17 protein-coding genes and 1 pseudogene are annotated in these 20,597 nt (G+C 65.2%); 5 read left to right on the forward strand and 13 right to left on the reverse strand.

Translation table 11 applies throughout. The annotated features are described in order from the left end of the window. Complete coding sequence (locus tag KZO24_RS21215; RefSeq protein WP_271181462.1) at positions 1–2,352, reverse strand: TonB-dependent receptor; 2,352 nt, start codon at positions 2,350–2,352, stop codon at positions 1–3. Between the two features lie 215 nt (positions 2,353–2,567). After that, the gene (locus KZO24_RS21220; protein WP_271181463.1) at positions 2,568–3,683 is read right to left on the reverse strand and encodes an alkane 1-monooxygenase; all 1,116 of its coding nucleotides are present in this window, start codon (positions 3,681–3,683) and stop codon (positions 2,568–2,570) included. Between the two features lie 282 nt (positions 3,684–3,965). On the opposite strand from KZO24_RS21220, the gene KZO24_RS21225 reads away from it, so the two are divergent. Beyond that, positions 3,966–4,721, forward strand: a complete 756-nt coding sequence (locus KZO24_RS21225) for an SDR family NAD(P)-dependent oxidoreductase (RefSeq protein WP_036525234.1) — start codon at positions 3,966–3,968, stop codon at positions 4,719–4,721. A gap of 74 nt (positions 4,722–4,795) precedes the next feature. Here KZO24_RS21225 and KZO24_RS21230 read toward each other — a convergent pair whose 3' ends face one another. The 11 genes and pseudogenes from KZO24_RS21230 to KZO24_RS21280 all read right to left on the reverse strand — a co-directional run bounded on the left by KZO24_RS21230 (position 4,796) and on the right by KZO24_RS21280 (position 15,966). Next, the gene (locus KZO24_RS21230) at positions 4,796–5,764 is read right to left on the reverse strand and encodes a DUF7064 domain-containing protein (protein ID WP_271181464.1); all 969 of its coding nucleotides are present in this window, start codon (positions 5,762–5,764) and stop codon (positions 4,796–4,798) included. Between the two features lie 525 nt (positions 5,765–6,289). Then, complete coding sequence (locus KZO24_RS21235; protein WP_486487656.1) at positions 6,290–7,273, reverse strand: phosphotransferase family protein; 984 nt, start codon at positions 7,271–7,273, stop codon at positions 6,290–6,292. 212 nt (positions 7,274–7,485) lie between these two features. Continuing rightward, entirely contained in the window at positions 7,486–8,277 is a 792-nt protein-coding gene (locus KZO24_RS21240; protein ID WP_271181467.1) for an enoyl-CoA hydratase/isomerase family protein, read from the reverse strand. Continuing rightward, positions 8,274–8,990, reverse strand: coding sequence for an NAD(P)H-dependent oxidoreductase (locus tag KZO24_RS21245; RefSeq protein ID WP_486487657.1), 717 nt, complete (start codon positions 8,988–8,990; stop codon positions 8,274–8,276). Before KZO24_RS21245 ends, KZO24_RS21240 begins: the two co-directional genes overlap by 4 nt. Beyond that, positions 8,987–9,526: a hypothetical protein gene (locus KZO24_RS21250; protein WP_271181468.1), complete on the reverse strand. Its 540-nt coding sequence runs from the start codon at positions 9,524–9,526 to the stop codon at positions 8,987–8,989. The genes KZO24_RS21245 and KZO24_RS21250 overlap by 4 nt, the downstream gene beginning before the upstream one ends. Further along, on the reverse strand, positions 9,516–10,700 hold the full coding sequence (locus KZO24_RS21255) for a phosphotransferase family protein (protein ID WP_271181469.1): 1,185 nt from the start codon (positions 10,698–10,700) through the stop codon (positions 9,516–9,518). The genes KZO24_RS21250 and KZO24_RS21255 overlap by 11 nt, the downstream gene beginning before the upstream one ends. Then, positions 10,693–11,202 (reverse strand): hypothetical protein, encoded by a 510-nt coding sequence (locus KZO24_RS21260; RefSeq protein ID WP_271181470.1) that lies wholly within the window; start codon positions 11,200–11,202, stop codon positions 10,693–10,695. Before KZO24_RS21260 ends, KZO24_RS21255 begins: the two co-directional genes overlap by 8 nt. Continuing rightward, on the reverse strand, positions 11,199–12,407 hold the full coding sequence (locus KZO24_RS21265) for a phosphotransferase family protein (protein ID WP_486487658.1): 1,209 nt from the start codon (positions 12,405–12,407) through the stop codon (positions 11,199–11,201). The genes KZO24_RS21260 and KZO24_RS21265 overlap by 4 nt, the downstream gene beginning before the upstream one ends. 59 nt (positions 12,408–12,466) lie before the next feature. Continuing rightward, positions 12,467–13,144 carry a TetR/AcrR family transcriptional regulator gene (locus tag KZO24_RS21270; protein ID WP_036525245.1) on the reverse strand — a complete coding sequence of 226 codons (678 nt, stop codon included), beginning with the start codon at positions 13,142–13,144 and terminating at the stop codon, positions 12,467–12,469. A gap of 299 nt (positions 13,145–13,443) precedes the next feature. Further along, positions 13,444–14,881 (reverse strand): annotated as a pseudogene (locus KZO24_RS21275) (aldehyde dehydrogenase). A 29-nt stretch (positions 14,882–14,910) separates the two neighbouring features. Continuing rightward, positions 14,911–15,966 (reverse strand): 2Fe-2S iron-sulfur cluster binding domain-containing protein, encoded by a 1,056-nt coding sequence (locus KZO24_RS21280; RefSeq protein WP_271181473.1) that lies wholly within the window; start codon positions 15,964–15,966, stop codon positions 14,911–14,913. Positions 15,967–16,136: 170 nt separating this feature from the next. On the opposite strand from KZO24_RS21280, the gene KZO24_RS21285 reads away from it, so the two are divergent. The 4 genes from KZO24_RS21285 (at position 16,137) to KZO24_RS21300 (ending at position 20,445) form a co-directional block, all read left to right on the forward strand. Beyond that, entirely contained in the window at positions 16,137–18,737 is a 2,601-nt protein-coding gene (locus tag KZO24_RS21285) for a TonB-dependent receptor (RefSeq protein ID WP_486487659.1), read from the forward strand. A gap of 75 nt (positions 18,738–18,812) precedes the next feature. Next, a complete protein-coding gene (locus KZO24_RS21290; protein WP_271181475.1) occupies positions 18,813–19,520 on the forward strand; it encodes a hypothetical protein in 708 nt (235 codons plus the stop codon). 2 nt (positions 19,521–19,522) lie between these two features. After that, the gene (locus KZO24_RS21295; protein ID WP_271181476.1) at positions 19,523–20,122 is read left to right on the forward strand and encodes a cytochrome c oxidase subunit 3; all 600 of its coding nucleotides are present in this window, start codon (positions 19,523–19,525) and stop codon (positions 20,120–20,122) included. After that, complete coding sequence (locus KZO24_RS21300) at positions 20,119–20,445, forward strand: cytochrome C oxidase subunit IV family protein (RefSeq protein ID WP_271181477.1); 327 nt, start codon at positions 20,119–20,121, stop codon at positions 20,443–20,445. Before KZO24_RS21295 ends, KZO24_RS21300 begins: the two co-directional genes overlap by 4 nt. Positions 20,446–20,597: the final 152 nt, after the last annotated feature.

Below are 20,597 nucleotides of genomic sequence, written 5' to 3' on the forward strand. Positions count from 1 at the left end.
TTAAAAACGGTAGCTGAAGGTGGCGCCGTAGGTCGCGGGGCGGCCGGTGTAGCGGACGTAGACGTCCTGGGTCTGGAACGCGCTGGTCCAGTAGTACTTGTTGAAGACGTTGCGGCCCCATACCGAGAAGCGCCAGCTGTCGTCCGGCGCGTGCACACCGGCGCGCAGGTCGACCAGCGTATAGGCCCGGATTTCCAGCTGCGGGATGTCGCCGATGCTCGCGGTGGTGCGGCTGTTGTAGTTCGCCGAGGCCCCGACGAAGCCCTGCATCGAGGCCGTCAGCGGGAAATCATACCCCGCATCCGCCACCACCGACCACTTGGGCGAGAACGGGAAGCGCGCGCCCGAAAAGTCCGCCAGCTCGCCCGACTGGTTGAAGCCCGTGAACCGCGTGATCTCGGTATCGAGATAGGTCCCCGCCACGTTCAGGTGCAGGCCGTCCGCAGGCTGGATCACCACTTCGAGTTCGGCGCCCTTCACCCGCGACTTGGGCACCTGCACCAGCGCGTCGAGCGGCCCGAATATCTGGTCGAGGATACGCCCGCGCAGCTGCTTGTCCTTGTAATCATAGTAGAACACCGCGCCGTTCAGCTGCACCGCATGGTCGAACAGCGGTTGCTTGAAGCCCACTTCGTAAGCGGTGATCGATTCCTGCGCGACCGGCGCCAGTTCCTTGGCGGTGGCGGGCGCGACGGTCGGGAAGCTGCCTGCCTTGTAGCCCCGGCTGACGGTGGCGTAGATCAGCCCGCGATTGCCGGTCTTGTAATTGACGCCCGCCCGCCACGACAGGTTGTCCTCGTTCAGCTTGGCCTTGAGCGGGGTGATGAGCGGAAAGCCCTCGGCGGTCAGCGAATAGCACTGGCCCTCGGCGATCGGCACCACCGGCTGTCCGGGGCGGATCAGCGTTTGCAGGAATTCGAAGATCGGCGCGAAGCTCTCGTTGCCGCCCGGCCCCGGACCGACGAGCGCGCAGCTGGCGTTGTCGCGGCGGCTGTCGGTATAGCGCAGCCCCGCCTGCACCGTCAGGTTCGGGATCACCTCGTACTCGACATTGGCGAAAAGCGCCGCCGTCTTGATGAGGGAATCGTTGACCGGAGAGACGTTGCCGCCTTCCATCGGCCCGACGTAGTGCGTCGTCGCATCGGTGGCGTAATAGGTCGCGTGATCGCGCGTCTTGTCGCGCTGGTAATTGGCGCCGACGATCCAGCGCAGCCCCGCACTCGTGCCGGTCAGGCGCAGTTCCTGCGACAGCGAGGTGACTTTGCCGTCGGTCAGGATGTCGGCGATCTGCAGCGGCGTCGCGTCGTAGTCCTGGAAGGACTCGGTGCGATAGTGATTGTAGGCCGAGATCGAGGTGAGCGTGACCGTATCGCTCAGGTCGTAATCGACGCGCAGGCTCGCCTGGACGAAGCGGTCGTCGTGCTTCAGCGGGAACAGGTCGGTGGTCCAGTCGGCCGAGCGCGAGGTCAGCGGCTGCGGCGGCAGGGCGCGGATCGGCGCCTCGTTGGGATTGCCGGGCGCGCTGATGAAGGTCTCGGTGCGCTGCGGCGCCTGCGAGTCCGATTTGTCGAGCCAGCCGTTGACGTTGAGCGCCACCTTCAGCGTATCGGTCGGCTGCCAGTCGAGCAGCAGGCGGGCCTGCGTCTCGCGCCGGTTGCCCAGTTCGTCGCCGCTGCTGCTGCTCTTCTGCCACGGCCCGCTGCGGATGGCGCGGGCCGAGAAGCGCGCCAGCAGGTTGGGCGTGATCGGCCCGCTGACGAAGCCTTGCGCATCGATCGTGTCGAAGCGCGAATAGCTGAGATCGGCGCCCGCCTGGAAATCCTGCGTCGGCTTGGCGGCCACGAAGTTGATCGCGCCGCCGGTGGTGTTCTGGCCGAACAGCGTGCCCTGCGGACCCTTGAGCACCTCGACCCGCGCCACGTCGAGCGCGGCAGCCTTGGTCATTGCGCTGAACGGCAGCGGCACTTCATCGGTATAGACCGCCACGGTCGGCGGCGTGGCGAGCGAGAACTCGACGAAGCCGATGCCGCGCAAGGTGTAGATAGGGGTGTTGAACGGCGACGGCTGCGCGGTCAGGCCCGGCACGATCTTGGCGAGGTCGGCGGTGCTGGAAATCCCCGCCTGAAGCAGTTGCTCGCCCGAGGCCGCGGTAATCGACAGCGGCACTTCGTTGATCGACTGCGAGCGCTTCTGCGCCGTCACGATGATCTCGGCGATGCCGGAAGACGTCGGCGGCGCGGTTTCGCTGGCCTGCGGCTCGGCAGTTTGCGCCCAGCCCGGCATCGGCGCAAGGGCGCTGGACGCAAGAAGAAGCCGGGCGAAACGCCCGTTGCACGCGAATGCTCTGTTCATGATGTTCTCCCAATACTTTGTTCTGGTTTTATTTTTACTTGGTAATCAGAAGAGCGATTGATCCCTCTGCTTTCCGCCCGAACACCTCCCTCCAATCCCGCTCAGCCTGAGCCTGTCGAAGGCCCCGAAGCGCGGCGATAGGCTGCCTGTGCTTCGACAAGCTCAGCATGAGCGGAAACAGGGGGAGCCATGGGGCAGGATGGGGGGCGGATCGCTTAAGCCGTCAGCGCGGCTCCGGCCTTGTCGCCCTGCCCGTCGAACCAGTCGGGCCAGCCGGCGCGGCGGTTCTGTTCGCGGGCCAGTTCGCGTTCTTCGGGGCTGGCCAGTTCGTTGTCCCAGCGGCGCAGCGCGGGCTTGATGATGAGGTTGTGCCACAAGGGCGGGATCAGGGCCGAGAAGAAGCACACGAACACGCTCGGCATGCGGATCCACTGCCGGTCCGGGACCAGTTCGTGATAGGCCGCGAAACTGTTGGTGTGGTGATCGGCGTGGTTGGTGATCTCGAAGCCGATCAGGCGCGAGAGCGGGCGCAAGTGGTTCCACACATGGCGCCGCGCGATCGGGCCGTCCTCCAGCCGGACCAGGCCGTAGTGCTGGAAGTAGTTGAAGCTCTCGATCCAGAAGCGCGCGACGATCATGCCCGCCAGCGCCACCGCATTGGCGCGCCACCCGCCGACCGCGAAGAGGATCGCCTGGAAGATCGCCTGCGCCAGCAGCGCCTTGTAGAGCCGGTGGCCGATCGACCAGCGCCCCTTGCCCTGTGCGGCAAGGCCGTCGCTCTCGGTCGTCAGCGCCTCGATCGTGCTGGAAAGCACGGCGCGCACGGTGAAGCCGTAAAGCGATGTGCCGCGCGGCGCGGTATCGCCGTCCTTCACGGTCGCGACATGGATATGGTGCCCCACGACATGCGCGATCTCGCGCGTGCAGTCGAGGTAGCAGACTTGCGCATAGCGGCCGACGAAACGGCGCAGCTTGCCGCGCTGGTGGTAAAGCTCGTGGCTGGACGGCACCAGCGGCACCACCGAAAGCCAGCCGAGTGAAAGAATGACACCGATGTACTGACCCGCGGTGGCATCGGGTGCGCGGACCACCCAGAAGGCGGCGGCTACGTAGAGCCCCGGAGCCAGGAATGTCGCCAGCCACACAGGCAGATCGGCCGCGAAACCGCGCTTCATCCGGCGCGCGGAAAGATCGTCCGGCAGAATGCTGTCTAATAGAGCGAGGGCCGGCAGGGACGCAATTCCCGTCCAGACCCAATACCCTCCCAACGCGAATCCGGCATATGTACATAGCTGGACGAGCGCCGCTACATAGTAGCGAATACTGGACATGTTCCTCTCCTACATTTCATAGGATTTATTTTTATATTTTGTGTCTGGTATTTCTTACGCGGAGCATGCCGGGTTTCGGCGCGGGGACATTTCCCCTGTGGGCCATCGGCGTCGCTGTAGTGGAATGTATTACATTACAGATGATGACCGTCAACTGATTTATCAATATTGCGTAAAATTTATACGCAGTCCAGACTGCGCCGCGCGGCGCCTTGCGGGATCGATTCCCCGGCAAGGCGCAGGGCCGATACGTCCCACAGGGACGACAAGGGAGAGAACTGCATGATACTCAAAGGAAAGACCGCCATCGTCACGGGCGGCGCGACCGGCATCGGCCGCGCCATCGTCGAGCGATTCCTGGCCGAAGGCGCGCAAGTCGCGATCGCCGACATCAAGGGCGCCGAGGACGCCGCTGCCGCGCTGGGCGCCAATGCCTTCGGCGTCGCCACCGACGTCGCCGACAAGGCCAGCACCGAATCGATGGCACGGGCGGTGACCGACCGGTTCGGCGGCATCGACATTCTCGTCAACAATGCAGGCATCTTCACCGGCCTCAACTACACCCCGATGGAAGCGATCGAGGTCGATGCGTGGCGCCGCATCATGGACGTCAACGTCATGGGCCCCTGGCTCTGCGCCCGCGCGGTGCTGCCTGCGATGCGTGCCGCCGGCGGCGGCAGGATCATCAACATCGCCTCGGTCATCGCCAACCTCGGCATCCCCTTCATGCTGCACTATGTCGCATCCAAGGGCGCGCTCGGCGCTATGACGCGCGCGATGGCGCGCGAACTCGGCGCGACGCAGAGCGGGATCCTGGTGAACTCGATCTCGCCGGGCTACACCCACTCGGACAACGCGGTCGCCAACGCCGACCAGCACGCCGCCTTCGAAGGCACCGCGGCCTCGATGCGCACGATCGCCCGGCCGCAGCAACCGGGCGACATCGCCGGCGCCGCGCTGTGGCTTTCCGGTCCGGACGGCGGCTATATCAACGGCCAGAACATCGCCGTCGATGGCGGCATCTTCATGACCCAGTGACGCAGTGCCTCCCCGCGCGTTACGCACGCACGGGGAGGCACTTCAGATATGGCTGTGGCACCCTTGTGGTACCTCTAGGTGCCGTTGAGTGCATCCCGGTTCCGGGTCAGGTAAGAGCGGCTCAGCACGTCCTGCTGCACCCCGAAACCCAGCATTCCCGCGCAGTTCCAGCGCATGAAGCTCTGCGCATAGACCATCGAGGGGAACGGCGCCCAGACGCACCCGTTGATCGCCGCCGCCGTCAGTTCATGCCGCCGCCCCAGCGCATCCTCCACCTGCAGGTGGTTGGACATCGGCAGCCCGGCGTGGCGCTCCACCGCCCCTTGCGCGGAGACAAGACCGCTGACCACGCCGTCCTCCAGCACGTAGCCGCTGATGAGCGGGCCGAAGCCCGACCGCGCCGCCGGATCGAGGCCGAGGAAGGCGTGAACCGTCAGCTTTTCCGCGAAAGAGCCGTGAATCCAGGTGGCATTGCCGTTGTCCCGTTCCTTGCGCGGCCCCCAGCTGCGGTCCAGCGTATCGACGCAATCGACCGCGTAATCGCGCCCGCGCAGCCGCAGGCGTCCGGTGATCCGGCCGGTGATCTCGTAGTGCCCGGAGAACGCCGCCCCTCCCCAGCCCGCGCCGATGCGGCCCGCCGCCATCGGGTCCATCGCCGGGTCGTTCATGTCGAACGGCGCCATAAGTGCCTGAAAATCAAGTTCGAATGCGGTATCGTCGATACCTTCGTAGCGTATCCGGTAATGGGAAAGCGGGGCGACTGCCTCCACCGCCAGCCCATTGGAAAAGGCATAACGCAGCAGCGAGGTCGGGCACGGCAGATGCTGCTGGTTGTCGACATAGGCCTGCGCCTCCCACGCCGGAGCGATGCGGTCCTGCACCAGCACATCGACCATCGCCACGCCCAGCTTCGGCCGCGAAAGCACGTAGATGCTCCCGGAAATGCAGGCTTCGGGCACCGAAAACGGGAAGAAGTTGGTCTCGCACCAGTCGTAGGATGCATCGGCGCCGAACTGGAATTCGGCGTGTTCCCTGGCAATCATTCGCCATCCCTTCAATCAGTTGCCCGCGACCATGGCCTCCACGGTCGGCAGCAGAATCCGCATCGTGGTCGAAGCCCGCATCCTGAAACCAGCTACGCGCCCGCCGCGCCTGCCGGATGGAAAAGGCCAGCACCGCCGCGTCTATGGCGCGCCGCACGGCGGGTTCGCCGTCCTGCGCCATCGCGCGCACCAGCCCCTCCAGCGCGCGGCCGACGCGGTGGAAGGCAAGGCGCGGGTCGGCGGGATCGTCCACTTGCGCGCAGACCCCGGCCAGTTCGCGCCGCGCCCCCACTGCCGCAGGTCCGCCCTCGACCGGCGGCAGCGCGGCGACCACGGCCAGCAGGTCCGTCAGACACAGCGCGTGATAGGCGCCGATCAGCGGCATGTGCCGCTCCAGCATGCGCAGTTGCGCGAGCACCACGCCGCATTGCTCCACCGCCAGCAGATTGCCGGAATCGACTGCCGGAACAACGACATGCTCCAGCGTCTGCACGACACTGGCGAGGCGGATGATCGGGTCCGGTGTCATGCCATTTCTCCCGAAAGCAGCTCGCACAGGGTGCCGGACATCCCGGCCGTGCACGAGGCGAGGAACGCCAGCAGCGCGTTCTGGTGGTTGGTCCCGTCGCGCGCCGCGATGATCGACGAGCAATGGTTCATGGCGATCAGCTTGTAGCTCGTCAGGACGCGATACCAGTGCAGCGTCGCCGGGTTCACCGTGCGCCCGGTCAGCGCCTCGTAGCGCGAAATCAGGTGCTCGGTGGTGAACATCGAGCCGACATGGAACACGCCGTCGGCATCGCGGTGGCCGAACAGCGGCTCGAAACTATAGGCGAGATCCTCATGGAAATCGCCGATATGCGTCAGTTCCCAGTCCAGCAGCGCGGTGATTTCCTGCCGATCCTCGTCGAACAGGAAATTGCCGACGCGGTAGTCACCGTGGAGCAGGACCGGCTGCTCGCAGACGGGCAGATGGTCGTAGAGCCAGGTCTCGGCCAGCGTCAGCAGCGGCAGGGAATCGGTTTCCTCCAGCGCCCGCACGCGGGTCCAGTAATTGACCTGCCAAAGCGCCGCGTCGGTGGTTTCGGGCCGGGGAACGACGAAATCGTCGAGCCCCGCCGCGCGATAATCCACCGCGTGAATGGCGGCGAGATGGCCGATGAACTGCGAGGTCAGCGCAGCCCCGAGGCTTTCCCCGAACCGCGCCTTCAGCCCCGATGGCCCCGCGCCGCTGTCGCTGGGCTTGGTCACGCCGCCGACGAAGCCGGTGACCATCAGCGGCTGGCCCATCGTCTCCCCGTCGCCGTCCTCGGTCAGGACGGGCGGCACCGGCACCACACCCGCGACCGCGCGCAGGACTTGCGCCTCGCGGCGGCGGCAGGTCTCGATGATACCCTCGCGCGGGTCCATGCGCAGCACGCAGCGGGCGAAGGCGGGGTCGATCTCGCCCTCGACATCGAAGACGAACTGCTCCTTTGAGGCCCCTCCCCCATGCGGCGCACGCCCCATGCCCGCGCGGCTATGCCTTCGCGGGCGAACAGGACCGAGAGCCCTTCCGCGATATCGGCCGCGGTTCGAGGGATATAAGGCCCCAGCTTGCGGCGTTCCTGTTTCGCCAGCAGGATTTCGAGGAGCCGGGGCTCGATCGCATCGCGGTCGATCGCGGCCACCGGTTCTTGCGCTAAGCGCTGTGCCTGGGTCTGCATGACTCCTCCCTTTTTCTATTTTCCGGTGAACACGGGCTGCCGTTTCTGAGCGAAGGCGGTGATGCCTTCGCGCGCGTCGGCAGAGGCGGCGGCGCGGGCCATCGCCTGTGCTTCGGCCTCCATCTGCGCCTCCGCCGGGACTTCGCCCGAGAGACGCAGCAGGCGGCGGATTTCGCCGATGGCGCGGGTCGGTCCGGTGGCGATCTGGCGGGCGAGTTCTTCCGCCCGCGCCGCCAGTGCCTCGTCGCCTTCCAGCACTTCGTCGACCAGCCCGGCCCGGGCGGCGGCGGCCGCGTCCCAGGTCTCGTTGAGGATCAGGAAGCGGCGCGTATGGCTGCGTCCCATGCGGTGTACCAGCGAAAGCGAAGCACCGCCGTCGCAGGCCAGCCCGATCCCGGAATAGGCCGAGACAAACCGCGCCCGGTCGCTCGCCAGCACGAAGTCCGCCCCCGCCGCCAGCGCCACCATGCCGCCCGCGCAGACGCCGTGGACCGCCACCACGATCGGCGCATCAAGGCGCTGCAGCCGCAGAATTCCGGTATGGAAGTCGCCGGTCCACTGCTTCATCAGGCGCGGCAGTTCGTCCAGCCTTGGCAGGAAACCCGCGATGTCGCCGCCATAGCCGAAGGCCCTGCCTTCCGCGCGGATCAGCACGGCACGAACGTCGCTGCGTTCCGACAGGTCGACCGCCACGTCATAGAGGTCGCGGCAGAATGAGCCGTTGATGGGGTTGCCGGTCTCGGCCTTGGTGAACGTCAGCGCGGCGATGCCGCCCTGCACGTCGAGGCGCATCGTCTCGTAGCTCATGCCTCGACACTCGCCAGCGGCGCCAGCCTGTCGTCGAAGGCGTTCAGGTCCGGCACGGCGAGCACCGGGCGACGGTCGATCTGCGCCACGACGCCGCGCAAATCGTCCAGCAGGGCTGCCCGCGCCGGCTCGCCGATATAAGGCACGTTGTAGCCGACGAAGGGCTCCAGCACGCTGGTGCCGACATAGCCCAGCGTGCCCTGGAAGAAATGCCGCATCATGCCGGTGACCAGTTCGCCGTGCACGCCTTGCGCGCCGAACATGTTCTCGCGCCCGCCCAGGCTCATGGCCGCGAAACTGCGCTTCCCGGCCAGTCCGCCGCGTCCGTAGAGGCGCTTTCCGCCATACCAGACGCCCGACAGCATCACCCGGTCGAACCAGCCCTTCAGAATCGCGGGTGCGCCGAACCAGTAGATCGGGAAGGTGAACACCAGCAGGTCGGCGGCCAGAACCGGTTCGATCTCTTCGAGGATATCGGGTGCCAGCGTGCCGCTTTCGTAGCCGTGGCGCTGCTCCAGCGCGTAGACGAGGCGCTCATCGTCGCGGCGGCTGCCGAAGTCGGCGGGCGAGGCGACCGGGTTGAAGCGCTTGGCGTAGAGGTCGGAAATCGTGACTTCGTGACCGTCCGCCTCAAGCTGCGAAGCGATGACGGTCTTCATGGCGGTGACGAAGGAATCGCCCTCAGAATGGGCGTGAACGAGATGGGCTTTCATCGCGGCGTCTCTCCGGCGCTGTAGAGGATGGTTTCGGGCAGGGGCAGGCTCGCCGGGTCGCGGTCGAAGCCGGTGTCGGCCACCCAGGCGCGTTCGAGCAACGTCTGCCTGCGGGTGTGTTCCAGCACCACCGGTCCGATCGCGCGCAAGGTGGCAGCGTCTTCTCCGGCCTGCTGCACGGCGGTCTCGATCGCACCGCGCAAGGCCCTGACCGCCTGCTCCAGAGCGGTGCGGTCAGGCACCACCGGCGGGGCAATCGCGCGCACGTCCTCGATGGCCTGCGTGAGTTCGCCGCGCACGGGGTGCGCATCGGGCAGGCACGCGGCCACTTCGCTGCCGAAGGCGCTGAAGTCATGCGCATCGTGTACGTGGAAGGCGTATTCCTGGGGGATCTGCTTGCGCACCAGCGCCAGCGATCGGACGATCAGCGCCAGTTGCTCACGCGCGAAATCGGCGTCGGGCGGCAGGACCGGTGCGACGATGTCCTCCAGCGCCTTCTGCACGGCGGCGAGGCGCAAGGGTGTGTCAGGAACCATTCTCGGCCCTTTCCAGATGCTGTAGAAGCGTATCGACGCAGACATGGCCGAAGCCCGCCAGCCATGTCAGCAGTATGTCCTGATGGCTCTTGCCGCCGATCACACAGCGGATGCCGGTGGCGAGGACGATGATCGCCGACTTCCAGGTGTTCATGACGCTGTAGTAGGCGATCTTGCGCGGATCGACCGGGAAGCCCGTGGCCCGTTCGTAACGCTCCAGGAACTCGGCCTGCTCGATCAGGCCGCAGACGATGAAGCGCCCTTGGGCATCGCGATAGCCGTAACCTTCCTGCAGCGTCCAGGCGAGGTCTTCGTGGTAATCGCCGAGGTGGGCCAGTTCCCAGTCGAGAACCGCCGTCACTTGCGCGGTGGCGGGATCGAACAGGAAGTTGCCGGCGCGAAAGTCATGGTGGATCACCACCACTCGCTCGATCGGTGGCGCATTGGCGCGCAGCCACTGCGCGGTGTAGCGGATGATGGGCATCGGCTCGAACGAGTCTTCCTCCCATATCCGTTCCCACCAGTTGATGACCTGATGGACCCCGGCGGTGCTGTTGGGCTCCGGCCGATCGAAGGCGTAGAGATCGGCCGACTGCCAGTCGAATTGATGTATCCGCGCCAGTAGATCGACGAACTGTCCGCCTAGCGCATCCTGCAGTTCGGACGAGAACCCGGTGCCCAGCCCGGTGACGTTGCCGCCCGAGCCCGGCGCCTTGGTCACGCCCTCGACAAACCGGGAGATCATCGCCGGACGGTCGAACCATTGCCCCTCCGCGTCTACCCAGGGCGCATCGGGCACCGGCACCGTACCGGCCATCGCGCGCATCATCTGGAATTCGCGCAGGCGGTGTGTCTCGACGACGGATTCGGGCGGTTCGCGCCGAAGGACATGGCGCGCCTCGGTTCCGTCCGGTTGTGCCAGCGTGAAACTGAACTGCTCCTTCGACGCCCCACCGCCCAGCGGCGCGACTTGGGAGACCCGGGCGCCCGGCATGGCGTGCGCGAAGAAGCGTTCCAGCCTTGTCGCGATCTCGCTGACCGGACTAGGCACGTAAGGTGGGCCGGAACGCGCCTGCAGCTTTCGGGTAAGCGCCTGATCGATGGTGCGTTCGGTCGGATAGCGCAGGCGCAGCGCATCGATCCACTCGCGGGTGGGATGCTGCTTGCTATCCATCGCAGCGCCCGATCAATTTCTCGATGGAGGGCAGATCGGCGGTGTTCACGTCGAAGCCGCAGGCCGCGAACCAAGCCCGGTCCCGGGCGGCCTGACGGTTTGCATGCAGCAGGACTTCGCGGTGCAGCGCTCGGCGAAAGTGCGCGTCGCCGTCCCGATCAGCGGCGCGGACCAACTCTTCCAGCGCTTCGGACAAGGCGCGGTAGGCGACTTCGCCGCGCACGGGAGGCTTTCCGGCGAGGGCCGCCAGTCCAGCGGCTGCGGCAAGGGTTTCGGGCCCTCCCGCCGCGTCGATCCTGCCGGAGACCTCGACCAGATCCTGCATGCACAGGCGCGCGTAGTCCTCCAGTTTGTCCCACTGCGCCTCCAGCATGCCGATATGCGCGAGCATCAGCCCGGCCTGCTCCTGCGCCAGCGGATTGCCGGGGTCGATCGCGGGCATGATGACCGTCGCCAGCGCGCGGCGCATGCTGGACAGGCGCACTTCGAAACCGGGGTTCATGCCGCCTTCTCCTCAAGCATCAGGCGCGTGATCTCGTCGAGCAAAGGGTGCGTGACCATCGACAGCCAGGTCAGCAGGATGTCCTGGTGGTTATGCCGGTTGGCCGCCGCTGTCAGGCCGCTGCTCGCCATCGCCACTACGCTCCACGACAGCAGGATGCGGTAGAAGCGCAAAGTGTCGCGATCGACGATGCGTCCCGTCTCGCGCTCGTAGCCGCCGATGAAATCCTCGACGGTCATGAGGTTGGAGCACAAGTAGCGCCCCTGTTCGTCGCGCGCGCCGAAGATTTCGACCAGCGACCATGCCAGATCCTCGTGATAGTCGCCGACATGGGCGAGTTCCCAGTCAAGGATCGCGGTGATTTCGCCGCTGTCGCCGTCGAACAGGTAATTCCCAGTACGGAAGTCCCCGTGGACGAGAACGAGCTCCCGCGCGGCGGGCAGGTTGCTGCGCAGCCGGGATTCGACGACCGCAAAGCCCGGGATCGGCGCATAGGCCCCCTCCCGCCAGACCCGCGCCCACAAGTTGACGCGTTGGCGCGCGGCCTGGAACGGGTCCGCATCGGGAATGGCGAAGTGCCGCAATCCTGCCGCCCTGAAATCGAAGCGATGGATCGCCGCCATCAGCCGGAGGAACTGCGGTCCGAGCCGCTCGCGCCATTGCGGCGTGAAGCCGGTGCCAAGGCCCGACACGCCTGCGCCCGCCTGCGGCGGCTTGGTGCTGCCCTGCTCGAACGAGGTTATCATCCCGGAAGCGCCGAGCCATGTCCCTTCATGATCCAGAAAGCGGGGACGGGGCACCGGAACCACGCCCTGCATGGCTTCCAGGATCTCGAACTCGCGCTGTCGGCTCGTTTCCAGCACGCCGTCGGTCGGGTCCATCCTGACCACGAGCTGTTCGCTGCCCTCTATGCACGGCGCGTCCAGCGTGAAGAGAAACTGTTCCTTGGACGCGCCCCCTGCCAGCCTGCGCAGGCCGCTTACCTTCGCAGCAGGATGGAGGTTCTGCGCGAACAGGCGCGTGAGCCGCTCGGTGATGTCGTCGATCGCGACAGGATGATAATCGGATGACGCCAGCTTCGCCGCCCGACCATCCAGCATATGCGCGAGCGTGGGGTCCTGGTCGTTCGGATCGGCGGCGCGATGCCGCGCATGATCCGGGCACAGTTGTACGACGCGGGAATCCCCGCCGAACCTTTCGGTCATACATTCTCCCATGTATCTCTATCTGTTATTATCCGGCGCCAGGCACCGGCAGATCACGATCAAGACTTGAGGAAAGAGAAGTCCCTGATATTCGGCCGGACTTGCCGGACTATCGCAGCTATCGTCCTGCGGTCTTCGTCGGACACGATGCCATAGACGATCAATGCGGCATCGTGCGTCATGCGGGCCACGAATTCGGCATCGTCCAAATCTTCCTGGACCCACAGGTCGATCACGCCGGAACTGTGCGTCAGCAATGCCAGTGCGACATCGTCACGCGAAAACGATCCATCGCTCGGATGGTCGGACAAGTAACCGCGCTCGACCAGTCCTGCGAGACTGCGACGCCAGAAGTCCAAAGCGCGGTCGAGGTAGACCGGCCGCGCACCCATGTCGCGCTCGCCCAGCTGGAACTTGTAGAGCGGGCGATAGAGACCCGGCCGCTCCACGAAGAGTTCCGCCGCGAACGTCATGGTGTGTATGGCGTAGAGGACCGGGTCCTTCTCCGAAACATCCGCTTCGCGGCCGCTGATGATCGCATCCAGGCACCGGTTCAGAAGGCTGTAGAGTACCGTCCCTTTCGATCCGAACAGGTTGTAGAACGTCGTCGGGCTGATCCCGACATGCTTGGCCAGCTGGTGCATCGTGAAGTCGGTACTGGATGTCGAAAGGATCAGCGCCTCGACGCTGTCGAGGATAAGGTCCTTGCGCTGGTCTTTCGGCAGCTTTCTCAACATTTCGGAATCCCGGCAGCACCTTCGGAATGCAGGCAATGTGTGAAGGTTAGCGCCAGAACACGACTTCGCAATCGTAACTCCTGCCACGGCCAATCAAACAGTAATTCGCTTTTCGACAGCGGAGCGAACATTTGCGAACGCTTCCGCTTCCTCAATCACCAAGGTCGGGTCCTTTTCGACCCTGTGCCTCGAAGTGTAATACGTTACAAAAACTCGGTCAATATGTTTATTATTATCTGTTTTCGAAATGCCGGAGATTTCTCGCAGGGGTTCCGCAAGAAATCTCCGGCCCGCAGGCTTCACGCCATGACGTATATCGACTTGGTGTTCTGATAGGCTGCGATCGCCTCAGGCCCGAATTCCCGGCCGAGGCCGCTGGCCTTGATGCCGCCGAACGGCGCGCCCAGGGAAGGCATGTAGCCGTTCACGCCCACTGTGCCGCTGGCCACCTTGCGAGCGATCTGCGTGGCATGATCGCCGTCCGCGCTCCAGACCGAACCGCCGAGGCCGAACGCGCTGTCATTGGCGATGCGGATGGCTTCTTCCTCGCCGTCGTAGGGGATCACGGAAAGCACCGGGCCGAAGATTTCCTCCTGCGCGATGCGGGCTCCATTGTCGACGTCCGCGAAGATGGTCGGCTCCACGAACCAGCCCTGATTGGTCGACTGCGGACGGCCACCACCCGCGACAAGGCGCGCCTCCTGCTTGCCGATGCCGATGTAGCTTTCCACCCGGTCGCGGTGTGCGGCCGATGCCATCGGCCCTACCTGCGTCGCCGGATCGAGCGCATCGCCCACCACCAGTCCGTTCGCGAACTCGGCCAGCGCGCCGACCACTTCGTCATAGCGGCGACGCGGTGCCAGCACGCGTGTGCCGTTATAGCAAGCCTGCCCGTTGTTGAGCATGCTGGCCATCGGCACGCCCTGCAGGAACGCGCCGACATCGACGTCGTCGAGCAGGATCGCGGCGGACTTGCCGCCCAGTTCCAGCGTGACCGGGCGCAGCAGTTCGCCGCAGGTGCGCGCGATCGCCCGGCCCGCGCCGGTCGATCCGGTGAAGGCGACCTTGTCGATGCCGGGGTGCGAGACGAGGTAGGCGCCGACATCGCGGTCGGCCGCGACCCAGTTGAGCACGCCTGCAGGCACACCCGCTTCCAGCGCCGCCTCGGCGAGCAGGTAGCTGTCGAGGATCGTGCCGGGTGAAGGCTTGATGACGACGGTGCAGCCCGCCGCCATGGCCGGAGCGATCTTGTTGAGCGCCAGCGTCACCGGGAAGTTCCACGGCACGATCGCGGCCACCACGCCGATGGCGGAACGCTCCACCAGCGTCTCCTTGCCCATCTGCGAAGGCCGCACGTCAGGCGCGCCGAGGCCTTCGGCAAGCTGCGCGTAATACTGCACGACGCCTGCGCCGAACTGCCCTTCCAGCAGCGTGCTGAGACCGATCGGCATGCCGTTCTGCGCACTGACGGTGCGGGCGATCTCATCCCCCGCGCCGCGACGGCGGCGACGAAGCGCTGCATGACCGCCGCGCGATCCGCCGGGCTGGCATCGGTCCAGCCCGAGCTTTCGAAAGCCTTGCGCGCTGCAGCCACCGCCACATCAACGTCGGCCTCGACTGCTTCGGGCGCGCTGCCGTATTCCTCTCCAGTTGAGGCGTTTACCAGCGTGAAGCGGCGGTCACTGGCGGGGAAACCCACTGGTTGCCGATGAAGAAGGCGTCCTTGGATATCGTCATCGTGGTCATCCTCTTGTGGTATGGGGGTGTCAGGCGCGCGCACCGGCGGCCGAACTGGCATCGGTAAACTTGTCGTAGTGAATGGCGTCCAGCGCGACGCCCTGCGCCGTCAGTTCGGCGACGGCGGCATCGATCATCGGCGGCGGGCCGCACATATAGGCCTGCAGATCCTGCGATCCGCCGAGTTCGGCGATGGCGTCGGCGATCTCCCGCGTGACCAGACCGTGGCGGACGCCTTCGACCTGCTCTTCGGACAGGACCGGCCGAAACAGGAACTTACCCTCCCAGCGAGCAGCTATCGCTGCAATGTCTTCAAGACAGTAGAGATCGCGCTCTCCGCGCCCGCCGAACAGCAGCACGACGTCGCGCGCCACGTTGCGGGCAGCCGCATCTTGCAGCAGGCTCATCAGCGGCGACAGACCGCTCCCGCCGCCGACCAGCAGGATGGGCCCCTCGCCCGGCCGCAGCCAGAACCCGCCGTGCGCGCCCTCGATGGCGAATTCGGTGTCTGCCAGTTCGCCTGCGAACAGCGCCTCGGTGAAAGCGCCGCCCGGCACGCGGCGGACGAATGCGGACACCGTCCGGCTGCCTTCCGGCGCAGGGGCATGGCAGAACGAATAGGACCTGTGCCCCGGCCCCGAAGGCCACCGCACGTTCATGTACTGCCCGGCCTTGAAGCGCAGCGGCGCATCGACCTGCCAGGTCACCTTGCGGATGTCGTGCGTCAGATCCTGCACCGAAACAATTCGGCCGCCAACCGTCACCGGCGCCTCCTCCGCATCCGGCAGATCGACCTCGATGCGCAGATCCGATTCGGGGATCGCCTGGCAAGCCAGGATATAGCCCGCCTGCAGTTCCTCGCGGCTCAGCGTGTAGCCGAACGGCGTTATCGCATCGACCTTCCCCGAGAGCAGCCGCGACCGGCAACTGCCGCAAGTGCCGACCGTGCAGTCGTGCGGATAGGCCAGCCCGTTTTCGAGCGCCTGCTCCAGCACCGTCTTGTTCCGACCGACCGAGAAGGTCGCCCCCGAAGGGACAAGCTCCACCTGCGGCTCGGGCTTCTTGCCGAATAGCTTCTTGAACATGGTCCTATCCCAAATCGGCCGATTCTCGGTGGTCCGGCTTACGATCCAACTATCAGCGGATGCTGCAAAGCACAAACTCGTAAATCTGTTGACATTCGATTCGAGCTACATAATTTACGTATCAAGGTCACGCAAAAAACGTAAAAGTGATCTGGGAATGGGAGAACAGCATGAAAGCGATTCGCTGCGTGAGCATCTGCGCGCTCGCCGTCGGACTCACCTCGCCTGCCTTCGCACAGGAAAGCCAGGATACTGCCAGCCAAGGCGGCCTGCACGAGATCATCGTCACCGCCACCAAACGCTCCGAAAACCTGCAGGACGTGCCGGTCGCGGTTTCGGCGATCTCGTCTGAAACGCTGCAGTCCAAGGGCGTGTTCGAGACCTCCGACCTCAATGCCTCGATGCCGAACCTGCAGGTGTCCTCGCCCTATGGTTCGCAGCAACCGAACTTCTCGCTGCGCGGCGTCGGCGTCGGCACCGAATTCAACGCGAACGCCGCCTCGCCCGTCGGCGTCTATGTCGACGAGGTCTATCAGGCGTTCCGTTCCAGCCACGGCCAGCAGCTCTACGATCTCGAGCAGATCGAGGTCGTGCGCGGCCCGCAGGGCACGCTTTACGGCCGCAACACCACTGGCGGCGCGATCAACTTCATCACCCGCAAGCCCAAGCTCTCCGGCACCAACGGCTATGCCACCATCGGCTACGGCAATTACAACCGGATCAACGGCGAGGCCGCGATCGAAGTCACGCCGGTGGAGGACAAGGTCGGCATCCGCATCGCCGGAACTTACGTCGATTCCGACCCCTACTTGCGCAACCGTCTGGCGCCCGGCTTGAACACTTCGGCAGCGGGCGGTGCATCGGGGCTGAACCAGGTGAATGACCGCTCGCCGGGCGGCACCAAGAGCTACGGCATTCGCGGCACCCTGCGGATGAAGCCGACCGATACGCTCGATATCACGCTCAAGGGTTACTACGCCAAGGCCGTCGGCGGCACAGAGCCACCGCTGCCGACCGGGCAGTCGAAAACCAGCGACGTCATCGATTATACTTCGCCCAATTTCCTGCTCGGCGGCCTGTTCGGATCGCTCGCCCCGGCGGGTCTGCTTCCGGCTTCGTACAGCCAGTCGGGCGAAGGACTCGGCCTCAAGGAGATCCAGGCCGACACCATCGGCAAGGCGCTGACCCGCTCGGAAGGTGTCGTTCTGACGGTCAAGGCGGAACTGGGCGACTCGCTCGATCTGGTTTCGGTCAGCGGCTACGATTCCGGGCGTTACCTGCAGTCGATCACCGACTGCGACGGCACGCCGCTGCGCATGTGCGCGATCGGCTATCAGTCCAACTTCAATGCCTTCAACCAGGATCTGCGCTTCGTGCTCGACCGGCAAGCGTTCAAGCTGATCCTGGGCGGCGGATACGGCCGCGACTCGATCACGGCGGACAACCGCCCGGACTTCTTCAATTTCCTGAGCGACGTGCGCGCGGCGGTCGGCCTGCCAGACACGTATTTCAACCCGGGCGGCGCCTTCAACGGCACGGCGCTTTCGGCTGGCTCCCTGCCCACCGGCATCCGCGCGACGAACCATTCCAAGCAGAAGCGCACCAGTTGGGCCCTCTACGGCGAGGGCAGCTACGAGATCACGCCGACCCTGAAACTGACGGCGGGCCTGCGTTACACGATCGACAAGACACGCTTCATGGACGGCATCACGACCTATTACGAGGATGCCGGCAATGCGCGGATGATCACCGTGTCGGACTTCAACGATCCGGCGCTGGGCAACACCTACTTCATCGAGCCGGTGCGCGACGAAGCCGGCAACATCGTCATCCCGTCCTACCGCGACCTCGGCGTGCCGATGCCCGGCGGGCTTGAGCGCAGCGGCAAATCCAAGAAGTTCACCGGCCGCGCGATCCTCGACTGGAAGCCGGTCGACGACGTGATGCTCTATGCCAGCTTCAGCCGCGGCTACCGGGCGGGCACCTTCAACGGCCTCGCCTACGGCAGCGCCAATCAGGTCTACTTCGTGCGGCCAGAGCAGGTGAATGCCTACGAGATCGGCTTCAAGTCTCGCTTCCTCAACAACCGGGTGCAGGTCAACGGCGCGTTCTTCTACTACGATTACAAGGGGCAGCAGGGTCAGGTGGTGGATAATACCGCCACTGCCAACCTCATCGCGCTCGACGGCACCCTCAAGGGCTTCGAGGCGGACATCCAGTTCGCCGCCACCGACCGCCTGACGCTGACCGCGTCGGTCGGCATCCTCGACAGCAAGTACAAGGGATACGATCAGGCCGCCTGCGCCGCCAAGGATCTGTCCGGGCAATTTCCCGCGCAGGACGGCTCGTGCGTCCAGACCTCGGGCGGCAACGTCAGCGTCGGAGGCAATCCCTTCCCTTATGCCGCCAAGTCCTCGCTCAACTTCGGGTTCGACTGGGACGCGGCGGAACTGGGCGGCGGCACCATCAAGCTACACGGCGATGCCTCGTACACCGGCCGGTATTACTTCGACTCGTTCAAGGACTATAGCCGCGGCCCGCTCCCGAGCGTCGCCAGCGGCAAGTTCGGCGAGGGCAACGGCGACTACTGGCTGCTGAACGGGCGCATCTCCTACGATACGCCGCGCTACACGATCTCGGTCTGGGGCAAGAACCTGACCAACAAGGTCTATTACCCTTACGGCATCTCGCTCGAAAACCTGTTCGGCAACGGCTACCGCGTGCGCGGCCTGCCACGCACGTACGGCATCGAGGCGACGATGCGCTTCTGACGGTGACTGGGGCGGGGCCGATGGTCCTGCCCCTTTTTCATGACCTTACGACAACGAGAAAAATGGGAGAGTGCCGTGGAGAACCCCTACAAGTACGTCCGGATATGCGCATGGGGAGGCCCGATCCTCCTGATCGTCACCATCATCTTCTGGGGCATTCTGGGGCGCAACATTCCGCCCTACTCCGCCGGGCTTTCCGCCGCCGAGTTCAAGGCGCAGTTCGCCCCGGTGGCGGACCAGATTCGCGTCGGCATGACCGTGACGATCGCCTGCTCCGTCCTCTACTTCGTGTGGGGACTGGCGATCACCAAGGTCATGGAGAAAGTCGAGCGGCACAACAACGTGCTCTCCACCCTGCAGTTGTGGGGCGCCGGGTTCACGACCCTGATCTTCGTCATTCCCTGCGGCATCTGGCTGACCGCCACCTTCCGCGCCGACACGCTGGAGCCCGGCACGCTGCAGATCCTGTTCGATCTGGGCTGGATGATCTTCGACCTCGCCTACTCGCTCACCACCCTGCAGATGGTGGCGCTGGGCGTGTGCTTCCTTTCGGACCGGCGCCAGGTGCCGCTGTTCCCGGCCTGGGTCAGCTGGTTCAGCATCTGGGTGGGCGTGATGTTCGTGATCGAGGCGCTCAACCCGTTCTTCAAGACCGGCCCGTTCTCGCGCAGCGGCACCGTCAATTACTGGCTCGAGTTCTCGATCTTCTTCCTCTTCATGGCGATCATATCGGTCTATCTGTTCAAGGCGATCGACCGTCTGGTCCGGGAAGAGGCGCCCTGACCGTGCATGGCCAGCCAGGCGCGGGCAACCTGCGCGAACGCGACCGGACGCTGCCCGGCGATCCGGGCGTGTTCTTCTTCATCACGGCGGACATGGCGATGTTCGCGGTGTTCTTCCTGCTGTTCATGGTTGGGCAGTTCCAGGACCCGGAAGGCTATCGCGCCTCACGCGCGGCGCTCGACCCGGTGCTGGGGCTGACGAACACGCTGATCCTCGTCTTCAGCGGCTGGTGGATGGTCCGCGCCGTCGAAGCCGGGCGCGAGGGCGACTGGCGGCACGCCCGGACGCGGGTGCTGGCGGCAATGCTTTTCGGCTCCGCCTTCGCCCTGACCAAGGGCTACGAATACTACGCCAAGGTCTCTGCCGGCGTCACGCTGACCTCCAGCGAGTTCTTCGGCTACTACTTCGCCTTCACCGGCATCCACTTCCTGCACTTCGTGCTCGGAATCGGCGTGCTGGCGGTCACCGTAGGCAAGCTCGCCAAGCCCGAAGGCGCGAAAACGCTGGTCTGGCTGGAGAGCGCCGCCGCCTACTGGCACATGGTCGACCTGCTGTGGATGGTGCTGTTTCCCATGCTCTACCTTGCGGGAGGCACGGCATGAGCGGCCGCTTCGGCAGTACCGCCACCCTGCTCGCTCTCGCCGCGCTGTCTGTGGGCAGCTTCCTGCTCGTCGAAACGGAAGCGGCGTCCCTTGTCGTCGGCCTTGCCGCCGTCGCGATCGCACTGGTCAAGGCGTCGCTGATCCTGAACCGCTTCATGCATCTGGAATGGCGCCACCGGCCTTTCGCGCCGCTGCTGCTCGCCTGGCTCGGTATCGTCGGCGTCATCCTCGGCGGAGGACTATGCGCTTTGCCCTGGAAGGCTCCGACGCACATTCCTGTCGCCGTGAATGACAGGACTCTTCCCTTCGAGATAATAAAGTGATTAACTGGTTTAGAGGCGGTTCCTGGAATCGCTCGGCCGTATTGCCATCTGTGCCGTCTCCCGGCGCAGCACGGCGTTAGCGGACACGGACAATGGCGCCGGCAACAAGCCGGCGCCGATATGAGAATGACGGAGAGTTTGTCCTCGATGAC

This window comes from Novosphingobium sp. NFX11 (assembly GCF_057376415.1).

Excerpts from the sequence above, each read along its gene's own strand:
- KZO24_RS21215 (WP_271181462.1), bottom strand. The coding sequence starts at position 2,352 with ATGAACAGAGCATTCGCGTGCAACGGGCGTTTCGCCCGGCTTCTTCTT.
- KZO24_RS21220 (WP_271181463.1), bottom strand. The coding sequence starts at position 3,683 with ATGTCCAGTATTCGCTACTATGTAGCGGCGCTCGTCCAGCTATGTACA.
- KZO24_RS21225 (WP_036525234.1), top strand. The coding sequence starts at position 3,966 with ATGATACTCAAAGGAAAGACCGCCATCGTCACGGGCGGCGCGACCGGC.
- KZO24_RS21230 (WP_271181464.1), bottom strand. The coding sequence starts at position 5,764 with ATGATTGCCAGGGAACACGCCGAATTCCAGTTCGGCGCCGATGCATCC.
- KZO24_RS21235 (WP_486487656.1), bottom strand. The coding sequence starts at position 7,273 with ATGGGGCGTGCGCCGCATGGGGGAGGGGCCTCAAAGGAGCAGTTCGTC.
- KZO24_RS21240 (WP_271181467.1), bottom strand. The coding sequence starts at position 8,277 with ATGAGCTACGAGACGATGCGCCTCGACGTGCAGGGCGGCATCGCCGCG.
- KZO24_RS21245 (WP_486487657.1), bottom strand. The coding sequence starts at position 8,990 with ATGAAAGCCCATCTCGTTCACGCCCATTCTGAGGGCGATTCCTTCGTC.
- KZO24_RS21250 (WP_271181468.1), bottom strand. The coding sequence starts at position 9,526 with ATGGTTCCTGACACACCCTTGCGCCTCGCCGCCGTGCAGAAGGCGCTG.
- KZO24_RS21255 (WP_271181469.1), bottom strand. The coding sequence starts at position 10,700 with ATGGATAGCAAGCAGCATCCCACCCGCGAGTGGATCGATGCGCTGCGC.
- KZO24_RS21260 (WP_271181470.1), bottom strand. The coding sequence starts at position 11,202 with ATGAACCCCGGTTTCGAAGTGCGCCTGTCCAGCATGCGCCGCGCGCTG.
- KZO24_RS21265 (WP_486487658.1), bottom strand. The coding sequence starts at position 12,407 with ATGACCGAAAGGTTCGGCGGGGATTCCCGCGTCGTACAACTGTGCCCG.
- KZO24_RS21270 (WP_036525245.1), bottom strand. The coding sequence starts at position 13,144 with ATGTTGAGAAAGCTGCCGAAAGACCAGCGCAAGGACCTTATCCTCGAC.
- KZO24_RS21280 (WP_271181473.1), bottom strand. The coding sequence starts at position 15,966 with ATGTTCAAGAAGCTATTCGGCAAGAAGCCCGAGCCGCAGGTGGAGCTT.
- KZO24_RS21285 (WP_486487659.1), top strand. The coding sequence starts at position 16,137 with ATGAAAGCGATTCGCTGCGTGAGCATCTGCGCGCTCGCCGTCGGACTC.
- KZO24_RS21300 (WP_271181477.1), top strand. The coding sequence starts at position 20,119 with ATGAGCGGCCGCTTCGGCAGTACCGCCACCCTGCTCGCTCTCGCCGCG.